The organism is Microbulbifer sp. SH-1 (genome assembly GCF_011326135.1).
Taxonomy (GTDB): Bacteria; Pseudomonadota; Gammaproteobacteria; order Pseudomonadales; family Cellvibrionaceae; genus Microbulbifer; species Microbulbifer harenosus.
Genome location: NZ_CP046948.1, coordinates 3,860,586 through 3,876,775, shown reverse-complemented (window position 1 = coordinate 3,876,775; position 16,190 = coordinate 3,860,586). Strand labels below are relative to the sequence as shown.

At 60.6% G+C, this 16,190-nt stretch carries 15 protein-coding genes; 9 read left to right on the top strand and 6 right to left on the bottom strand.

Going from position 1 to position 16,190, the window contains the following annotated elements:
* Positions 1 to 71 precede the first annotated feature (71 nt).
* Positions 72 to 1,589 carry an aldehyde dehydrogenase gene (locus GNX18_RS15995; RefSeq protein WP_166219343.1) on the bottom strand — a complete coding sequence of 506 codons (1,518 nt, stop codon included), beginning with the start codon at positions 1,587 to 1,589 and terminating at the stop codon, positions 72 to 74.
* A 214-nt stretch (positions 1,590 to 1,803) separates the two neighbouring features.
* Positions 1,804 to 2,328, bottom strand: coding sequence for an asparaginase domain-containing protein (locus GNX18_RS15990; RefSeq protein WP_166219341.1), 525 nt, complete (start codon positions 2,326 to 2,328; stop codon positions 1,804 to 1,806).
* A gap of 220 nt (positions 2,329 to 2,548) precedes the next feature.
* Between GNX18_RS15990 and GNX18_RS15985 the strand changes: the two genes are divergently transcribed.
* The 4 genes from GNX18_RS15985 (at position 2,549) to GNX18_RS15970 (ending at position 5,082) form a co-directional block, all read left to right on the top strand.
* Positions 2,549 to 3,160 carry a Crp/Fnr family transcriptional regulator gene (locus GNX18_RS15985; RefSeq protein ID WP_240914043.1) on the top strand — a complete coding sequence of 204 codons (612 nt, stop codon included), beginning with the start codon at positions 2,549 to 2,551 and terminating at the stop codon, positions 3,158 to 3,160.
* Between the two features lie 82 nt (positions 3,161 to 3,242).
* Positions 3,243 to 3,869 (top strand): NAD(P)H-dependent oxidoreductase, encoded by a 627-nt coding sequence (locus GNX18_RS15980; RefSeq protein ID WP_166219339.1) that lies wholly within the window; start codon positions 3,243 to 3,245, stop codon positions 3,867 to 3,869.
* A 1-nt stretch (position 3,870) separates the two neighbouring features.
* Positions 3,871 to 4,308 carry a DMT family transporter gene (locus GNX18_RS15975; protein WP_240914042.1) on the top strand — a complete coding sequence of 146 codons (438 nt, stop codon included), beginning with the start codon at positions 3,871 to 3,873 and terminating at the stop codon, positions 4,306 to 4,308.
* A gap of 3 nt (positions 4,309 to 4,311) precedes the next feature.
* Positions 4,312 to 5,082, top strand: coding sequence for a GNAT family N-acetyltransferase (locus GNX18_RS15970; RefSeq protein ID WP_166219337.1), 771 nt, complete (start codon positions 4,312 to 4,314; stop codon positions 5,080 to 5,082).
* Between the two features lie 81 nt (positions 5,083 to 5,163).
* On the opposite strand, the gene GNX18_RS15965 is transcribed toward GNX18_RS15970, so the two are convergent.
* Entirely contained in the window at positions 5,164 to 5,826 is a 663-nt protein-coding gene (locus GNX18_RS15965; protein WP_166219335.1) for a fumarylacetoacetate hydrolase family protein, read from the bottom strand.
* A gap of 148 nt (positions 5,827 to 5,974) precedes the next feature.
* Between GNX18_RS15965 and serA the strand changes: the two genes are divergently transcribed.
* Together serA and rarD are read left to right on the top strand one after the other, a co-directional pair.
* A complete protein-coding gene (gene serA / locus GNX18_RS15960) occupies positions 5,975 to 7,207 on the top strand; it encodes a phosphoglycerate dehydrogenase (RefSeq protein ID WP_138234492.1) in 1,233 nt (410 codons plus the stop codon).
* A 170-nt stretch (positions 7,208 to 7,377) separates the two neighbouring features.
* Positions 7,378 to 8,292, top strand: a complete 915-nt coding sequence (gene rarD / locus GNX18_RS15955; RefSeq protein WP_138234491.1) for an EamA family transporter RarD — start codon at positions 7,378 to 7,380, stop codon at positions 8,290 to 8,292.
* Between the two features lie 18 nt (positions 8,293 to 8,310).
* On the opposite strand, the gene GNX18_RS15950 is transcribed toward rarD, so the two are convergent.
* The 3 genes from GNX18_RS15950 to GNX18_RS15940 form a co-directional block, all read right to left on the bottom strand.
* Positions 8,311 to 9,288: an alpha/beta hydrolase gene (locus tag GNX18_RS15950; protein ID WP_166219333.1), complete on the bottom strand. Its 978-nt coding sequence runs from the start codon at positions 9,286 to 9,288 to the stop codon at positions 8,311 to 8,313.
* Between the two features lie 69 nt (positions 9,289 to 9,357).
* Complete coding sequence (gene fba, locus GNX18_RS15945; protein ID WP_138234489.1) at positions 9,358 to 10,422, bottom strand: class II fructose-bisphosphate aldolase; 1,065 nt, start codon at positions 10,420 to 10,422, stop codon at positions 9,358 to 9,360.
* A gap of 219 nt (positions 10,423 to 10,641) precedes the next feature.
* Entirely contained in the window at positions 10,642 to 11,814 is a 1,173-nt protein-coding gene (locus tag GNX18_RS15940) for a phosphoglycerate kinase (protein WP_166219331.1), read from the bottom strand.
* A 324-nt stretch (positions 11,815 to 12,138) separates the two neighbouring features.
* On the opposite strand from GNX18_RS15940, the gene GNX18_RS15935 reads away from it, so the two are divergent.
* From GNX18_RS15935 to GNX18_RS15925, 3 genes are all read left to right on the top strand, one after another.
* Positions 12,139 to 12,954: an alpha/beta hydrolase gene (locus GNX18_RS15935; RefSeq protein WP_166219329.1), complete on the top strand. Its 816-nt coding sequence runs from the start codon at positions 12,139 to 12,141 to the stop codon at positions 12,952 to 12,954.
* Positions 12,951 to 13,157 (top strand): CPXCG motif-containing cysteine-rich protein, encoded by a 207-nt coding sequence (locus GNX18_RS15930; RefSeq protein WP_166219326.1) that lies wholly within the window; start codon positions 12,951 to 12,953, stop codon positions 13,155 to 13,157. Before GNX18_RS15935 ends, GNX18_RS15930 begins: the two co-directional genes overlap by 4 nt.
* 146 nt (positions 13,158 to 13,303) lie before the next feature.
* On the top strand, positions 13,304 to 16,129 hold the full coding sequence (locus tag GNX18_RS15925; protein WP_166219324.1) for a pitrilysin family protein: 2,826 nt from the start codon (positions 13,304 to 13,306) through the stop codon (positions 16,127 to 16,129).
* Positions 16,130 to 16,190: the final 61 nt, after the last annotated feature.

Below are 16,190 nucleotides of genomic sequence, written 5' to 3'. Positions count from 1 at the left end.
GGCATCCAGACCTGGCACAAAAAAGGGCCGCGATAGCGGCCCAATAGAGTCGGATTCCGACGGTGCCGGGATCAACTGATATCAATCCAGGTGGATTTCAGTTCGCAGTACTTATCCAGCGCGTGCAATGATTTGTCGCGACCGTTGCCGGACTGTTTGAAGCCACCGAAGGGTACGGTGATGTCACCACCGAAGTAGTTGTTCACCCACACCGAGCCCGCGCGGATATCGCGCGCCATGCGGTGGGCGCGGCCGATGTCACGGGTCCAGACACCGGAGGCGAGGCCGTAGATGGAATCGTTGGCAATTTTCAGTGCTTCTTCCTCGGTTTCGAATTCAATCACCGACAGCACCGGCCCGAAGATCTCCTCGCGGGCGATCTTCATATCGCCGTTCACGCCGCGGAAAATGGTGGGCTGGTAATAGTGCCCCCCCTCCACCGCCGCAGCGGGCTTGCCACCACAAACCAGTCGCGCGCCCTGCTCCAGTCCTTTCGCCACATAGAACTCGACAGTATCGAACTGGCTCTGGTCGATGAGCGCGCCCATCACAGTGTTCGGGTCCTGCGGGTGGCCGGGCACAAAGCGCTCGGCGGCCTTGGCGACTTTCTCGATAAAGGTATCGGCAATGCTCTTTTCTACCAGCAGGCGGGTGCCGGCGGTGCAGGTCTCGCCCTGGTTGTAGAACACCGCCAGTGCCGCGGCCTCGGCGGCCTTGTCCAGATCGGCGTCGGCAAACACGATGTTCGGGCTCTTGCCACCGAGTTCGAGGAAGGTGCGCTTGAGGTTGGACTGGCCGGAGTATTCGGTCAGCGTCTTGCCCACCTCGGTGGAGCCGGTGAAGGTCAGGCCGTCGATATCCATGTGCAAACCCAGCGCCTTGCCGAGAGTGCTGCCGGGGCCCGGGAGTACGTTCAGCACGCCGTCCGGAAGACCGGCCTCTTTCGCCAGCCCCGCCAGTTTGATGGCGGTGAGCGGGGTGTTGGAGGCGGGCTTCAGGATCACGCTGTTGCCGGTGGCGAGCGCCGGCCCCAGCTTCCAGGCGGTGGTGGAGAGCGGGAAATTCCACGGCACGATGGCCGCCACCACGCCCAGGGGCATGCGGGTGATCAGGCCGATTTCGTTGGGGCCGGTGGGGGCGATTTCGTCGTAGATCTTATCGATGGCCTCGGCGTTCCAGCGGATGGTGGTCACGGCGCTCGGCACGTCCACATTCATGGTGTCGCTGATGGGCTTGCCGGCATCAAGGCTTTCCAGCAGCGCGATTTCCACCTTGTTCTGTTCGATCAGCTCGGCAAAGCGCACCAGGATTTTCTTGCGGTCCATGGGCGGCATATGCGACCAGACGCCGGATTCAAAGGTATCGCGCGCCACCTTGACCGCACGCTCGGCGTCTTCCGGGCCACAATTGGCGATCTGCGCCAGCACACGGCCATCGGCGGGGCTGGTACAGGGGCGGGTCTGACCGCTCAAGGCGTCCACGTACTCACCGTTGATAAAGGCGCGGCCCTCGATGGTGAGGGTTTCGGCCAGGGCGAGCCATTCCTGGAGCGTCTGTGGAACTGGCTTCTGGGTCCGGTTGTCGGTCATGCGCACCTCGATTCCTGGGTTGCAAAGTAAACTGAAGGATTGCTCAGTTTATATATGAAATGTGATCACAAATCAAAATCCGGGATTTGCAGCGCCGGAGTTCGCCTGACAAATTTTTGCTCCTGCAAAATTTGCATTTCTGCTGGGCGGCATCCCGCCGCCCATGGCGGTCACAGCGGCTTCCTACAGGCTTCTAGGATAGACCGGGGATGGCTCAAACCGCCTCGAAGGTGCCGGCTTCCAGGTTTTTGCGCGCGCCGGGGATGGGGAACACCCGGTTGTGGAAGGCGATGTAAAAGCCGGGCTGCACGAGTCGCGCCGCCAACAGGGCTTCGGTAACGTTCTGGCGGGCGTCGGAGTCGATAAAACCCATAGGTTTCATGGCTCCGGTAAAGACCACCGGGACTTTCGGCGTGCCCATCTTGGCGTGGCAGTAGTCCGCCGTCACGGACATGGTGTCAGTACCGTGCAGGATGACGATGGGATCCCCCTTCTCCGCAGTGCGGGCAATGGCGGCGCAGATCTGATCGCGGTCGCTGTCGTCCATTTCCAGAGAGTCCTTGTTGAGCACGCTCTCCAGCTCGAGATGGGTATAGGGCAGGCGCAGGCTGCTGATCAGACCGTCGCGAATGATGGAAGCGCGGTTCTTGAGGGTGCCATCGGATTCGCAATAACTCTTTTCGATGGTGCCACCGGTGGTGAGGATGCGGATGGTGGTCTTTTGGTTGAGATCTGTCATCGTTTTTCCCGCTGATTGAGTACAAGCCTGCGCATCTTAGAGGGGGTTGCGGAGCGGGACAATCTTAGTTTCAACCTGAACGACTCGCATCCTGTTTCGCCACTCGCGGTAAGCGGCCCGGTACAACGTCCGTTCTCCCCGCTTACCCTATATACTCTTCGCACTCCGACACCGGGACATAACCCGCGCCCCCAAGTTCCCACGAATCGCAGAGCTACCAGTGTCCGAACAAATAGAAGATGCCGCATTCTCTTCCCTGCGTCAGCAGCTCAATAGCTACTATCCGCTGACTCAACGCACCTGGGCCGCCTATCGCCGGATCTGCAATCGGCGTCAGATCAATAAGGGGGCGATCCTCTACCCTGCGGGAGAAACACCGCGCTCCTTTGCCTATGTCTATCGGGGTCTGTTCCGCGCCTATGTGCTGGATAAGAAAGGGACCGAGTACAACAAAAATTTTTTCCCCGAGGGCCGCTTTCCCGGTGCCATGACCGCGCTGCTGCGCGGGGAGCCCTCGCAATTCGTCATCGAAGCGCTGGAAGATTCTGACATCATCGAAATTGATCACGCGGGGTATCGCCGGCTGCTGGAGGAATACGACGATCTCAAGCTGTATCACATCCAGTACCTTGAACGGCACTGGCTACTGGACAAGGACATCCGCGAAGTAACCCTGGTGCAGGATGACGCCGGCACACGCTACCAAAAATTTATGCAGGACTATCCGACCCTGGTATCCCGGCTGCCCCAATATCACATCGCCTCCCACCTGGGGGTTACCCCCACACAGCTCAGCCGAATAAGAAAAAAACGGATCGATCAACCTATGTAAATGCTTCTACCGCATCGGCTGCCTACACTCGCCCGCATCACACAGAGCCGCTCCGGCTCCGCTGGATACTCGGGAGAAAGCCATGCAACTGTTGTCCGCACTACACTGGCGCTACGCGGCGCGCCGCTTTACGCAGGCGCGCCTGCCCGATCAGGTTATCCACAGCCTGGTCGAAGCAACGCGGTTGAGCGCATCATCCTATGGATTGCAGCCCTACCGCCTGATTCAGGTGGATTCCCTGGCGCTCCGCGCGCAGCTGTTGCCCCATGCAATGGGGCAGCAAAAGGTACTGGAATGCTCACATTTGCTGGTCCTCGCCACGGAAACCAACGCCGGTGACGCGACGGTTGATCGCTATATGGCCTTGCGAGGCCGCCTGCACGATCTGACACCGGAAGCACAGTCCGGCATGGCCGACCATATAAAAACGGTGCTATCCGGGATGACGGCGACAGAGCGCCAGGCGTGGGCCAGAGAGCAGGCCTTTATTGCCCTCGGCACACTGCTGACCGCCGCCGCGCTGCAGAACATTGACAGCTGCCCGATCACCGGATTCGAAGCGGCGGGTTTTGACCGGGTGCTGGGGTTGCCGGAACAGGGGCTGACCGCAACCACGCTGTGCGTGCTGGGGCACCGCCACCCGGACGACGATCAGGCAGACCTCCCCAAAGTGCGCCTGGCACCGCGCGAATTCGTGCAGGTGGTGTAGCGTGTGGTTCGCTGCCCTGGCCATGACTGCCGGAGCCGCCATTGCGCTGCAGGCCGGCATGAACGCGCAACTGGGCGTCCTGCTGCGCAACTCCCTGCTCGCCACCGCCATCGTGTTTGGTATCAGCTGCCTGGTAACGACAGGTGCGGCCCTAACTGCGTTGCGACAACCCGTTTCGTATTCGGTACTCCAGGCGGTGCCGGTTTATCTGTGGTTTGGCGGATTGCTCAGTGCGTTTGGTGTAGGGATGTTTTATTTCCTGATTCCCCGCATGGGCGTGGGACAGATGATGTCTTTTGCCCTGACCGGGCAAATTCTGGTGGCCATGATCAGCAGCCATTTCGGCTGGTTCGATCTTCCGCAAAAGCCAATCACCGGGGCCCGCGGGCTGGGTGTGGCGGCACTTGCAGCGGGCATATTGTTGATCAACTGGGAGTAACACATGGGTAAGCTATTGACGCCGGGGAATATGATTGAAGTCCAATTAAACGGCGACGCGCTGGACAAAGCCAATATCGACAACTTGACCGCGCTGTGGACGGCGATGGGGGCAACGCCCCTACCCGACCATGCCGGGGTGCTTGCCTGCGACCGCTGGCCAAACCGCTTCTGGTTTCCCCGAGAGGGCGCATTGCCAGCGGCCGAGTCTCTGAAGACACTGCTACGTCAACTACCCGCCCGCGCTATGGTGCCCGTTTTTGCACAAGATCCGGAGCTGGAGCAGGGACTGCGGGACGCTGGCTATGGAGTCGCTCTGGAACAGCAGGCGATGCATCTGGACCTGGCGCACTGGCAGCCGGCGCCGGCCGCTGGGGGACTGCCACTGCACCGGGTCCGCTCCGCCGATGAAGCGGCAAGCTGGACCGAGGTGTGCAGCGCGGCATTCAGCTACCACATCGACGCCGCGGTAATCGAACAGCTCGTCCGGCATCCCGATGCCAGCCTGTGGTGGGCGGAGCGCAACGGTGAGATGGTGGCCACCGCATTGCTGTTTCGCACCGGAGTGGTCACTGGCATCCACATGGTGGGCGTGCCCGAGGATTTTCGCGGCCTCGGTATCGCGCGCTCACTAATGCAGGCGGTGCTCACCCACTGCCAAGCCTCCGGCGCACGCTACACCACGCTGCAGGCTTCGCGCATGGGTGAGGGGCTCTATCGACAACTGGGTTTCGAGCACCGTTTTCAGATCGCGAGTTTCCGCCGCGGTATCTAACCGCGCAAATACTTCGGTGACTGGCTATTTCCACCAGGTAATTTTGCACCCAGCTGTTTCGCGCCCGGCCCGCCGGGCGTATCACACAGCGCGAGACTCGATGAATAGCCAGTCGTCCTCCAGTCCCATCGCGATCTTATCCCCGGCCTTTAATTCACCCACACCGGCCGGGGTGCCTGTCAGCACCACATCGCCGGGCAGCAGAGTGAAATAGCTGCTGATATACGCCACCAGATCCAGAATCGGTGTCAGCATGTGGCTGGTCTTGCCGCGCTGGTGGATCTCATCGTTCAACCACAGGGTGTAGGTGAGGTTGTCCCAGTCTGGCAGCCAGTCCAGCTTTACAAACGGCGACAACGGGCAGGAGCCGTCGAATCCCTTGGCCTTTTCCCACGGGTGGCCCTGCTTTTTCAGGTCCGCCTGCAGGTCCCGCAGGGTCAGGTCCAGTGCCAGCCCGAGGCCGGCGATGGCCGGCGCCACTTCGGAGGCGTTGGCGTCCGTCAGTTTCTCGCCGATCAGCAGTGCCAGCTCGCCCTCGAAATGACAGCTGCCGCGGCCGCGCGGCAGGTGCACCGGCTCAGCCATGGGTACCGCCGCCGTGGCGGGCTTGATGAACAGCAGCGGCTCTTCCGGCACCGGGTTGTCGAGTTCCTCGGCGTGGGCGGCGTAGTTGCGCCCGACACACACGATCTTGCGGAGAGGCAGCTCGACGGGAGATTTGCAGGTGAAAGCGTGTTTATACATAACCAAATTCGATAACTAGGATAAAAATTGCGTATAAAGTTTTGCAAAGCCGTTGTGGTATGATGCCGCCCTCGCCGGGTCCCCGGCGATTCCCAACGACTTTCGCTAAACTGTCGCGGTTTTTTCGCGCTCGGCCAAGAGACCTGTTATGGCTCCTCAGACTTCTCTTCAGAAAGACAAAATCCGTATCCTGCTGCTGGAAGGTGTTCACCAGTCCGCGGTGGATCTGCTGTCTGCCCGTGGTTACACCAATGTGGAATACATCAAATCCGCGCTGCCAGAAGACCAACTGATCGAGAAGATTGCCGACGCGCATTTTGTCGGGATTCGCTCCCGCACCCAGCTGACCCGCAAGGTACTCGAGAGCGCACCCAAACTGATCGCCGTGGGCTGCTTCTGTATCGGCACCAATCAGGTGGACCTGAAAGCCGCCACCGAGCTCGGTATCGCGGTATTCAATGCACCTTACTCCAACACCCGCAGCGTAGCCGAACTGGTGATCGCCGAAGCGATCATGCTGCTGCGCGGCATCCCCGAGAAGAACATGGTGTGCCACCGCGGCGGCTGGCAGAAATCCGCGGTGGGCTCTTACGAGGCCCGCGGCAAAACCCTGGGTATTGTCGGCTACGGCGCCATCGGCTCCCAGACCTCTGTCCTGGCCGAAGGCATCGGCATGCGCGTGATCTTCTTCGACGTGGTCACCAAGCTGCCGCTGGGCAACGCCTCTCAGGTGAACAGCCTGAACGAGCTGCTGGCGCAGTCTGACGTGGTCTCTCTGCATGTCCCAGAGCTGCCCTCCACCAAGTGGATGATCGGCGCCGAGCAGATCGCGAAGATGAAGAAAGGCGCGATTCTGATCAACGCCTCGCGCGGCACCGTGGTGGAGATCGAACCGCTGGCGGAAGCATTGAAGAGCGGCCACCTGGCCGGTACCGCCATCGACGTATTCCCGGTGGAACCCCGCGGCAACGACGACGAGTTCCTGTCGCCCCTGCGCGGCCTCGACAACGCTCTGCTGACCCCGCACGTGGGCGGTTCTACCGTGGAAGCCCAGGAAAATATCGGTGTGGAAGTATCCGACAAACTGGCGCTCTACTCCGACAACGGCACCACCACCAGCTCGGTGAATTTCCCCGAGGTGGCACTGCCCGGCCACGCCGGCGCGCACCGCCTGCTGCACATCCACAAGAACGTGCCCGGCGTGCTCGGCGCCATCAACCAGGTGTTCTCGGAAAACGGCATCAATATTTCGGCCCAGTACCTGCAGACCAACGAGACCGTCGGTTACGTGGTGATCGACGTGGATGCAGAGTACTCGGACCTGGCGCTGGAAAAACTGAAAAACATTCCCGGCACCCTGCGCTGTCGCGTACTTTTCTGATCCCCAATCTGATGGGCGCAGACTGACGGGCGCAGACGCGTCTGTTAAACTCTCCCGAACCCGGACGGCGCACTGCACCAGCAGCTGCGAAGTCCGGGTTTCTTTTTCCCTGTCTTCCCGAATCTTACGGCCCACCGTTTTCCCATCCGGTGCGCCAAGGCGGTTTCCACGTGCAAAACCAGAATCCCGAATCCGCCGCCAGCGGTCTGCTGGCGGGCATTGGTGCCTTTCTTATCTGGGGGCTGGCACCACTGTATTTCAATTTGCTGGACGGTATTTCCGCACCGGAAATCCTGAGCCACCGCAGTATCTGGGCCTTTGTACTGGCTCTACTGATGCTCGCGGCCATGGGCAAGCTGGAAGACCTGCGCGGCACGCTGCGCTCTGGCAGGAAAATGCGCACGCTGTTGCTGTCGACCCTGCTGATCGGCAGCAACTGGCTGGTATTCATCTGGGCCATCACCAACCAGCACATTCTGGATGCGAGCCTCGGCTACTACATCAACCCGCTGATCAGCGTACTGCTGGGTGTGCTGTTTATGGGGGAGAGGTTGCGCCCGCTACAGTGGCTGGCGGTGGCGATCGCCGCAGTGGGAATCAGCTATGAACTGTGGCAGTTCGGGCGGGTTCCAATGATCGCGCTGTTCCTGGCGCTGACCTTCGGTTTCTACGGCCTGGTACGCAAGCGCGCGCCGGTGGAAAGTCTCACCGGGCTCGCGGTGGAAACCCTGTATATGCTGCCGCTCGCCGTCGGTTTCCTGATCTGGACCGACAGCCCCAGCAGCAACCTGCTGCACAACAGCTGGGAACTGAACGGCCTGCTTTTGCTCGCCGGCCCCGTCACCCTGACGCCGTTGCTGCTGTTCAATATCGCTGCGCGCCGCCTCAACCTCTCCACCGTGGGTTTCCTGCAGTATCTGGGACCGACCCTGATGTTATTGCTGGCCACCTTTTATTACGGCGAACCGCTCAGCGATAACAAACTCATCACCTTCGCCATCGTGTGGTTTGCGCTGCTGCTGTATTCCGCGGACGCACTGTTACAGCGGCGCAAACGGCACCAGCTGCGGAAGACGGCACTGTAGGGAAATCGAGAAGAGGAATTACTGCGCGAGCCAGCCGTCGAGGGCAGCGATGATCTGTTGCCGGTAGGGCTGGGTCTCATTGATCATCTGATGGCGCGCACCGCGCACGATGACCCGCTTGCTGTTGGGAAAACGGTCGCGGATCACGCGCATGTTGTAGCGCCAGTCTACGGTTTTGTCGTCGGTGCCCTGCACCACGAGAATCGGGCGCAGGTTGCGCGCGGACCTGGGAAACAGATGCAACCAGTCCACCATCGCCCCAAGCCAGCGAATCGACATCACCGGCGATTGCAGTGGGTCGCGGTGGGCCTGGCGGCGGGCGAACTCCGCATCGTGGGTGTTGATATTGAAACCGCGATTGGGGCGAGGCATCAGGAAGCGTCCCAGGTAGAACATCCACTTGCGCAAATGCCAGTTGGCCGGGCGCACCAGCGGCGCGAGTAACATGACCTTGTCGAACGGCTGCCAGTGACTGAACTGCAGGTAGGCCAGCAGCGTGGCGCCACCGGTACTCTGCCCCAGCCCGTGCCAGGGTTGCGGCATACGGTCCCGCGCTCGCCATAGCAGGGCTTCCAGCACTTCCCGGTACTGCATGAAGCTGTCGATGGCCACCGGCTCACCGCTGGACAATCCGTGTCCGGGGAAATCCACCGCAACGACATTGAAACCGCGTTCGAGACCAAAGCGGATGGCGGAGGCGTAGACGCCGGTGTGATCGAAGTAGCCGTGGCAGATAAACAGGGTGCCTGTGGGGTTCTGCACCAGCCAGTACTGGGCGACGAGCTCAAAGCCGGCGGCGCTGAAAGTACCAATTCCGGTAGCGCTGGCTTCATCAAAATTCAGGCGATAGAAATTGCGGTAGGAGACTACCGATTTTGGTAGGGGCTGGTCGCAGGCGAAGTCCAGTTGCGGCAGTTGGCTGCGCAGGGCGGAGTAATCCGGCCGGCGGATAACCGGACTTATCTCGACGGCATTGAGGTCGTTGAGCAGATCCATGACCCAATGGTACTGCTTTTTCTAAAAAAAAGGCGAACCGAAGTTCGCCCTTTTTTCATGCCACTGAGATCAATTGATCTTCGGCACCAGTTCGCCTTTTTCATAGCGCTGGAACATGGTTTCCAGGCTGATCGGCTTGATCTTGCTGGCATTGCCGGCGGTGTTGAAGGCCTCATAGCGGGCCACACAGATTTCCTTCATGGCCTTGGTGGTGGCGGCGAGGAACTTGCGCGGGTCGAACTCAGATGGGTTTTCCGCCAGGAAGCGGCGCACCGCGCCGGTGGAAGCAAGGCGCAGGTCGGTGTCGATATTGACCTTGCGCACACCGTATTTGATGCCCTCGCAAATCTGTTCTACCGGCACACCGTAGGTTTCCGGGATCTCGCCACCGAACTCGTTGATCACCTTCAGCCACTCCTGCGGTACGGAAGAGGAGCCGTGCATGACCAGGTGAGTATCCGGGATGCGGGCGTGGATTTCCTTGATACGGTCGATGGCGAGGATGTCGCCCGTCGGTGGACGGGAAAACTTGTAGGCGCCGTGGCTGGTGCCACAGGCGATAGCGAGCGCATCCACCTGGGTTTTCTTGACGAAGTCGGCGGCTTCTTCCGGGTCGGTCAGCAGCTGGTCGTGGGACAGTTTGCCCTCGGCGCCGACACCGTCTTCCTCGCCGGCCATGCCGGTTTCCAGGGAACCCAGGCAGCCCAGCTCACCTTCCACAGACACGCCGCACGCGTGCGCCATGTCCACCGCGCGGCGGGTCACGTCTACGTTGTACTCGTAAGAGGACGGAGTTTTGCCGTCTTCCATCAGCGAGCCGTCCATCATCACCGAGCTGAAGCCCAGCTGGATGGAGCGCTGACACACGGCGGGGCTGGTGCCGTGATCCTGGTGCATGACCACCGGAATGTGTGGAAATTCTTCCACTGCGGCCAGGATCAGGTGGCGCAGGAAGGGGGCGCCGGCGTATTTACGTGCGCCGGCGGATGCCTGCACGATGACCGGGGAGTTGGTCTGGTCCGCCGCCTCCATGATCGCGCGCATCTGCTCCAGGTTGTTAACGTTAAACGCGGGCACGCCGTAGCCGAACTCGGCAGCGTGGTCCAATAGTTGGCGCAAGCTGATTAAAGCCATGAAAAAAAACCCTTTCTCGTCGAAATTTAGCTGGTATTGGAGTGGGCCGCTCATAGAGGTCGGTAACAGAACTCTATGAGCGGCCCACTCAGTTGTGCGGTTCCTCGAGCCAGGCTCCGGCCGCATCTCTTTTTAATGATGGGTACTACTTACAAACGAGTACTTCTTGCTGCGCATCCGGGACGATTGCGCGTCCCGGATGCCCAATAACGCGGGTGATTACTCGCCGGCACGGGTTTCCAGAATCGCTACCGCCGGCAGCTCCTTGCCTTCCACATACTCAAGGAAGGCACCCCCTCCTGTAGAAATATAGGAAACCTGGTCGGCAATGCCGTACTTGTCGACCGCGGCCAGGGTGTCACCGCCGCCGGCAATGGAGAAGGCGTCACTCGCGGCGATGGCGCGGGACAGGTGCTCGGTACCGGCGCCGAACTGGTCGAATTCAAACACGCCCACCGGGCCATTCCAGATGATGGTCTTGGCGTTTTTGAGGATTTCCGCCAGCGCCGCGGAGGTGTCCGGGCCGATGTCGAAGATCATGTCGTCTTCGGCCACGGCGTCGGCCGGCTTGGTCTCCGCCGCGGCGGATTCACTGAATTCCTTACCGGTCACTACATCGGTGGGTACCGGGATATCGCATTTCTGCATCAGTGACTTGGCGGTGTCGATCAGGTCGTGCTCGCACAGGGACTTGCCCACCGGTTTGCCGCTGGCGGCAAGGAAGGTGTTGGCGATGCCGCCGCCCACGATCAGCTGGTCCACCTTGTCGGACAGGCTCTCGAGTACGGTCAGTTTGGTGGAGACTTTGGAGCCGCCGACGATGGCCACCATCGGGCGCGCCGGATTCGCCAGCGCTTTTTCCAGCGCGTCCAGTTCCGCCGCCAGCAGCGGGCCGGCGCAGGCGACGGGGGCGAATTTGGCCACTCCGTGGGTGGAGGCCTGGGCGCGGTGTGCAGTGCCGAAGGCGTCCATTACAAAGATGTCACACAGGGCCGCGTATTGCTTGGCCAGCGCCTCGTCGTCTTTCTTCTCGCCTTTGTTGAAACGCACGTTTTCCAGCAGGGCGACCTCGCCATTTTCCAGGGAGGCAAGTTCCGCGCTGCTCTGCCAGTCTTTGATCACCGGCACGTCTTTGCCCAGCAGCTTGCCCAGGTGCGCGGCCACCGGCGCGAGGGAGAACTCTTCCTCATACTCGCCTTCTGTGGGGCGTCCCAGGTGGGACATCAGCAGGACTTTGGCGCCTGCATCTACGGCGGCCTTGATGGTGGGCAGTGCCGCGCGGATGCGTGCGTCGGAGGTCACCACTCCGTCTTTTACCGGCACGTTCAGGTCTTCGCGGATCAGTACGCGCTTGCCCGCCAGATCCTGGTCCTTCATCAATTTAACCGCCATAGCCAATCCTCATTTTGCTTTCTGGTTGCTGAATACTTACTCACTCCGACCTTCCCAGCTCAGGCCAGAGAAAGCGGGCGCGGATTATAAGCTGTTGCGATTGTCCCTGCCCACACGGGGGCCACTGGGCATTCGGCGCGGAGTATATCAACCCGTTTTGTAAATGAATTACCGCACACTCCGCAAAACGATCTGACACCGCTGTCATTATTACAAGACGGCAAAAAAGTTCGCGGTGGTGCGTTGCCCGGGTAATTCCGGCTCTCTACCATTGCCCGGAAGCCCCTCGCGGATGCGCACCATTACCCATAGACAGGAGTGTCCATGTCCGACGCCGGCAGCGGCCGCAATCGCCGCCACAAAGTGACCTTCCCCAATGCCCGCGGCGAACGGTTGGCCGGGATTCTGGAAACTCCGGCGGGCTCCCCGCTCGGTTTCGCGCTGTTCGCCCCCTGCTTCACCTGCGGCAAAGACGTGCTCGCCGCCTCCCGTATCTGCCGCCGCTTGGCGGATCACGGCATCGCCTCCCTGCGCTTCGACTTCACCGGCCTCGGCGACAGCGAGGGAGACTTCAGCGACACCAACTTCTCCAGCAATGTGGCAGACCTCGAAAGTGCCGCCAGTTTCCTGCGCGACGAATATCAACCCGCCAGCCTGCTGATCGGCCACAGTCTGGGCGGCGCTGCCGTGCTCGCGGCAGCGGCATCGGTGCCTGAGGCAAAGGCCATCGTCACCATCGCCGCACCGGCGGACCCGGAACATGTGCTGAAACAGTTTTCCTGCGCACTGGACACCATCCAGAGCGAGGGCAGGGCGGAGGTGAAACTGTCCGGGCGACCGTTCATCATCCGCAAGCAGTTCGTGGACGACGTGGAATCCATCGTCGAGGGCTATATCCACCGTCTGGGACGGCCGCTGCTGATCTACCATTCACCGGTAGATCAGGTGGTGTCCATCGACGAGGCTGCCGATATCTACAACCGCGCCCTGCATCCCAAAAGCTTTATCAGCCTGGATCGCGCCGATCACCTGCTCACCCGGCGGGAAGACGCGGTGTACGTGGCTGACACCCTCGCGGCCTGGGCCGCGCCTTACCTAGAGGCCCTGCCCGCGGCAACCGGTTCAGAGGAGGAGCCATGAATAGACCCACAGGAAAGATTGAGGAGTTCAGCGATCGCTGCCCTTACTGCGGCGAAACCATCCTGATGCTCATCGACACTTCCGCCGGCAGCCAGCACTACATCGAAGACTGTGCTGTGTGCTGTCGGCCCATCCAGGTTCTGGTGAGTGAGGATATGGAAGGCCACTGGACGGTGGAGTTCAAGCACGAGGGCGACGTTTAGCCGGGAGATGGTCCCCCGGCATTGCAGCCTCTCCCACCGGCAACTATAAACAGGCGTCGACATAAGTTCGCGGGATATCTCCGCGGTGCGGTCTCGAACGCACAACACCCTGAATAATGAAAGCCAATACAATAAGGAAACCTGTTATGGCAAACAGACTCTGGCTGCCAGCCACCCTGGCCCTCGCCATCGCCGCCTGCGGCGACCCCAACAACAACGGCAACGAAAGCGGCAAGATCTCCACGCCCGACAAAGGCGCCGCAGAAGTACTGCAGTCCACCGCAGCCACCCCGCAAGCACTCAGTATCGATTACGAGAAATTCACCCTGCCCAATGGCCTGCGGGTAATCGTGCACGAGGATCGCAAGGCGCCAATCGTGTCTGTGGGCGTGTGGTACCACGTGGGCTCCAAGGACGAGAAACCCGGGCGCACCGGCTTTGCCCACCTGTTCGAGCATTTGATGTTCAACGGCTCGGAGAATTACGACGACGAATACTTCAAGCCCTTCGAACAGGCCGGCGCCACCGGCATGAACGGCACCACCTGGCTCGACCGCACCAACTATTTCGAAACGGTGCCGAGCAACGCGCTGGACATGGCCCTGTGGATGGAATCCGACCGCATGGGCCACCTGCTCGGTGTGATCACCCAGGAAAAACTCGACGAGCAGCGCGGTGTAGTGCAGAACGAGAAGCGCCAGGGGGAAAACCAACCCTACGGCAAGGTCATGGGCAAGATGCAGCAGGCCATTTTCCCCGCCGGCCACCCCTATTCCTGGGAGACCATCGGCTCCATGGAAGATCTCAATGCAGCGAGCCTGGAAGACGTGCACGAGTGGTTCAAAACCTACTACGGCGCGGCCAACACTGTGCTGGTACTGGCGGGCGACATCGATGTCGCCACCGCGAAAGAGAAAGTGAGCAAATACTTCGGTGATATTCCCGCGGGCCCGCCGCTGGCGAAGAAGGACTCGTGGATCGCCAAGCGCGACCAGTCCACCCGCGAGAGTATGTTTGACCGCGTGGCGCAGTCGCGCATCTACAAGGCCTGGAACACCCCCAACATCGGCCACGCAGACGCGGGAGCCATCGACCTCGCCGCCTCCATCCTCGGCGATGGCAAAAACTCGCGGCTGTACAAACGCCTGGTCTACCAGGACCAGATCGCCACCAGTGTGTACGTGTCTGAATACGAATTTGAACTGGCGTCGATGATCCAGGTGGTGGCCGACGCCAAACCCGGTGTGGATCTCGCCACTGTGGAAGCGGCTATCGACGAGGAACTGCAGAAGTTTCTCGCCGAGGGCCCGAGCAGCGAAGAGCTGGCGCGGGTCAACATGACCGATTACGCCGCCACCGCGCGTGCCCTGGAACAAGTGGGCGGCTGGAGCGGCAAGGGCGTGATCCTCGCCCGCGGCGAGCTCTATCTGGACAACCCCAACGGCTACCTGGAAGCGATGGCGCACCGCCAGCAACTGACACAGGCGCAGGTGCAGTCCGCCGCACAGAGGTGGCTGTCGAGCGGTGATCACGTGATCGAAGTGCACCCCTTCCCTGAATACAAAACCGCTGCAAGCGGCGCCGACCGCAGCAAACTGCCGGCGCTGGGCGACTTCCCGTCAGTGCCCTTCCCGGATATCCAGACCGCGGAAATGCCCAACGGCCTGAAGATCGTGCTGGCCGAGCGTCACTCGGTGCCGGTAGTGAACATGGAGCTGCAATTTGACGCGGGCTACGCCGCGGACCAGGGCGCGCGCCTCGGCACGTCCAGCTACACCATGTCCATGCTGAAGGAAGGCACCAAACACCTGAGTGCACTGGAGATCAGCGCGCGCGAGGAAATCCTCGGTGCCACCATCGGTACCAGCGCGGACCTCGATACTTCCAGCGTGAGCCTGAACGCCCTCACCAGTAATCTCGACGCCTCCATCGAACTGTTCGCGGATGTGCTGCTGAACCCCGCGTTTGCCGATGAAGAAATCGAGCGCAAGCGCAGCCGTTGGATCGCCGGCATCCAGCAGGAAAAAACCAAACCGGTGCAGATGGCCCTGCGCAACCTGCCGCCGCTGCTGTACGGTGAGGGGCATGCCTACAGCATTCCGTTTACCGGCAGCGGCACCGAGGAGTCCATCGCCACACTCACCCGCGGCGACCTGATGAACTACCACCAAACCTGGCTGCGCCCAGACAATGCCACCCTGATCGTTGCCGGCGACATCACCATGCCGCAACTGCAGGAAAAACTGCAGCAGCACTTCGCCGACTGGACCGCACCGCAATCTGCCAAGCCGATGAAAAATCTCGCGCAGGTGGCGCTGCCGGAAAAAGCCAGCGTTTACCTGATCGACAAACCCGGATCGGAACAGTCCATCATCATCGGCGGCCTGCTCGCACCCTCGGAGAAAATCCCCGAGCGCGAAACCCTGCACATGATGAACGATATTCTGGGCGGTACCTTTACCGCGCGCATCAATATGAACCTGCGAGAGGACAAGCACTGGGCCTACGGCGCCTACTCCTTCCTCACCGGCGCCAAAGGCCAGCAACCACTGCTGGTGTATGCCCCGGTGCAGACCGACAAGACCAGTGAATCCCTCGCGGAACTGCAAAAGGAACTGCGCGCGTATATCGGCAGTAATCCAGCCAAGGCGGATGAACTGCAGAAACTGAAGGACAAACGCATCAACGAATTGCCAGGGCGCTTTGAAACCATCAACGCTGTGGCCGGCGCCCTGTCATCCCTCGTCACTTATGAACGCCCACTGGATTACATGGACAGCTACGCCGAGCAGGTGCGCGGTATCGACCTGGAGCGGGTACGCAAACTGGCGAAGCAGACCATCAAGCCGGAACAATTTGTGTGGGTGATAGTGGGTGACAAGGAAAAAATTGCAGAAAAAATCGCACAACTGGAAATTGGAACTATTTCCGAGCTGAATGTGGACGGACACCCAATAGCGGGCGGCAGCTGAACAACTACCGGGAAAGTCCCAACAAAGGCAAAAACTGCAGCTGAGTACAACAAGCAAAAGA

Bases quoted from the DNA above. Each gene is read 5' to 3' on its own strand.
- GNX18_RS15995 (WP_166219343.1), bottom strand. From the start codon at position 1,589: ATGACCGACAACCGGACCCAGAAGCCAGTTCCACAGACGCTCCAGGAA.
- GNX18_RS15990 (WP_166219341.1), bottom strand. From the start codon at position 2,328: ATGACAGATCTCAACCAAAAGACCACCATCCGCATCCTCACCACCGGT.
- GNX18_RS15980 (WP_166219339.1), top strand. From the start codon at position 3,243: ATGCAACTGTTGTCCGCACTACACTGGCGCTACGCGGCGCGCCGCTTT.
- GNX18_RS15970 (WP_166219337.1), top strand. From the start codon at position 4,312: ATGGGTAAGCTATTGACGCCGGGGAATATGATTGAAGTCCAATTAAAC.
- GNX18_RS15965 (WP_166219335.1), bottom strand. From the start codon at position 5,826: ATGTATAAACACGCTTTCACCTGCAAATCTCCCGTCGAGCTGCCTCTC.
- serA (WP_138234492.1), top strand. From the start codon at position 5,975: ATGGCTCCTCAGACTTCTCTTCAGAAAGACAAAATCCGTATCCTGCTG.
- GNX18_RS15950 (WP_166219333.1), bottom strand. From the start codon at position 9,288: ATGGATCTGCTCAACGACCTCAATGCCGTCGAGATAAGTCCGGTTATC.
- fba (WP_138234489.1), bottom strand. From the start codon at position 10,422: ATGGCTTTAATCAGCTTGCGCCAACTATTGGACCACGCTGCCGAGTTC.
- GNX18_RS15940 (WP_166219331.1), bottom strand. From the start codon at position 11,814: ATGGCGGTTAAATTGATGAAGGACCAGGATCTGGCGGGCAAGCGCGTA.
- GNX18_RS15935 (WP_166219329.1), top strand. From the start codon at position 12,139: ATGTCCGACGCCGGCAGCGGCCGCAATCGCCGCCACAAAGTGACCTTC.
- GNX18_RS15930 (WP_166219326.1), top strand. From the start codon at position 12,951: ATGAATAGACCCACAGGAAAGATTGAGGAGTTCAGCGATCGCTGCCCT.
- GNX18_RS15925 (WP_166219324.1), top strand. From the start codon at position 13,304: ATGGCAAACAGACTCTGGCTGCCAGCCACCCTGGCCCTCGCCATCGCC.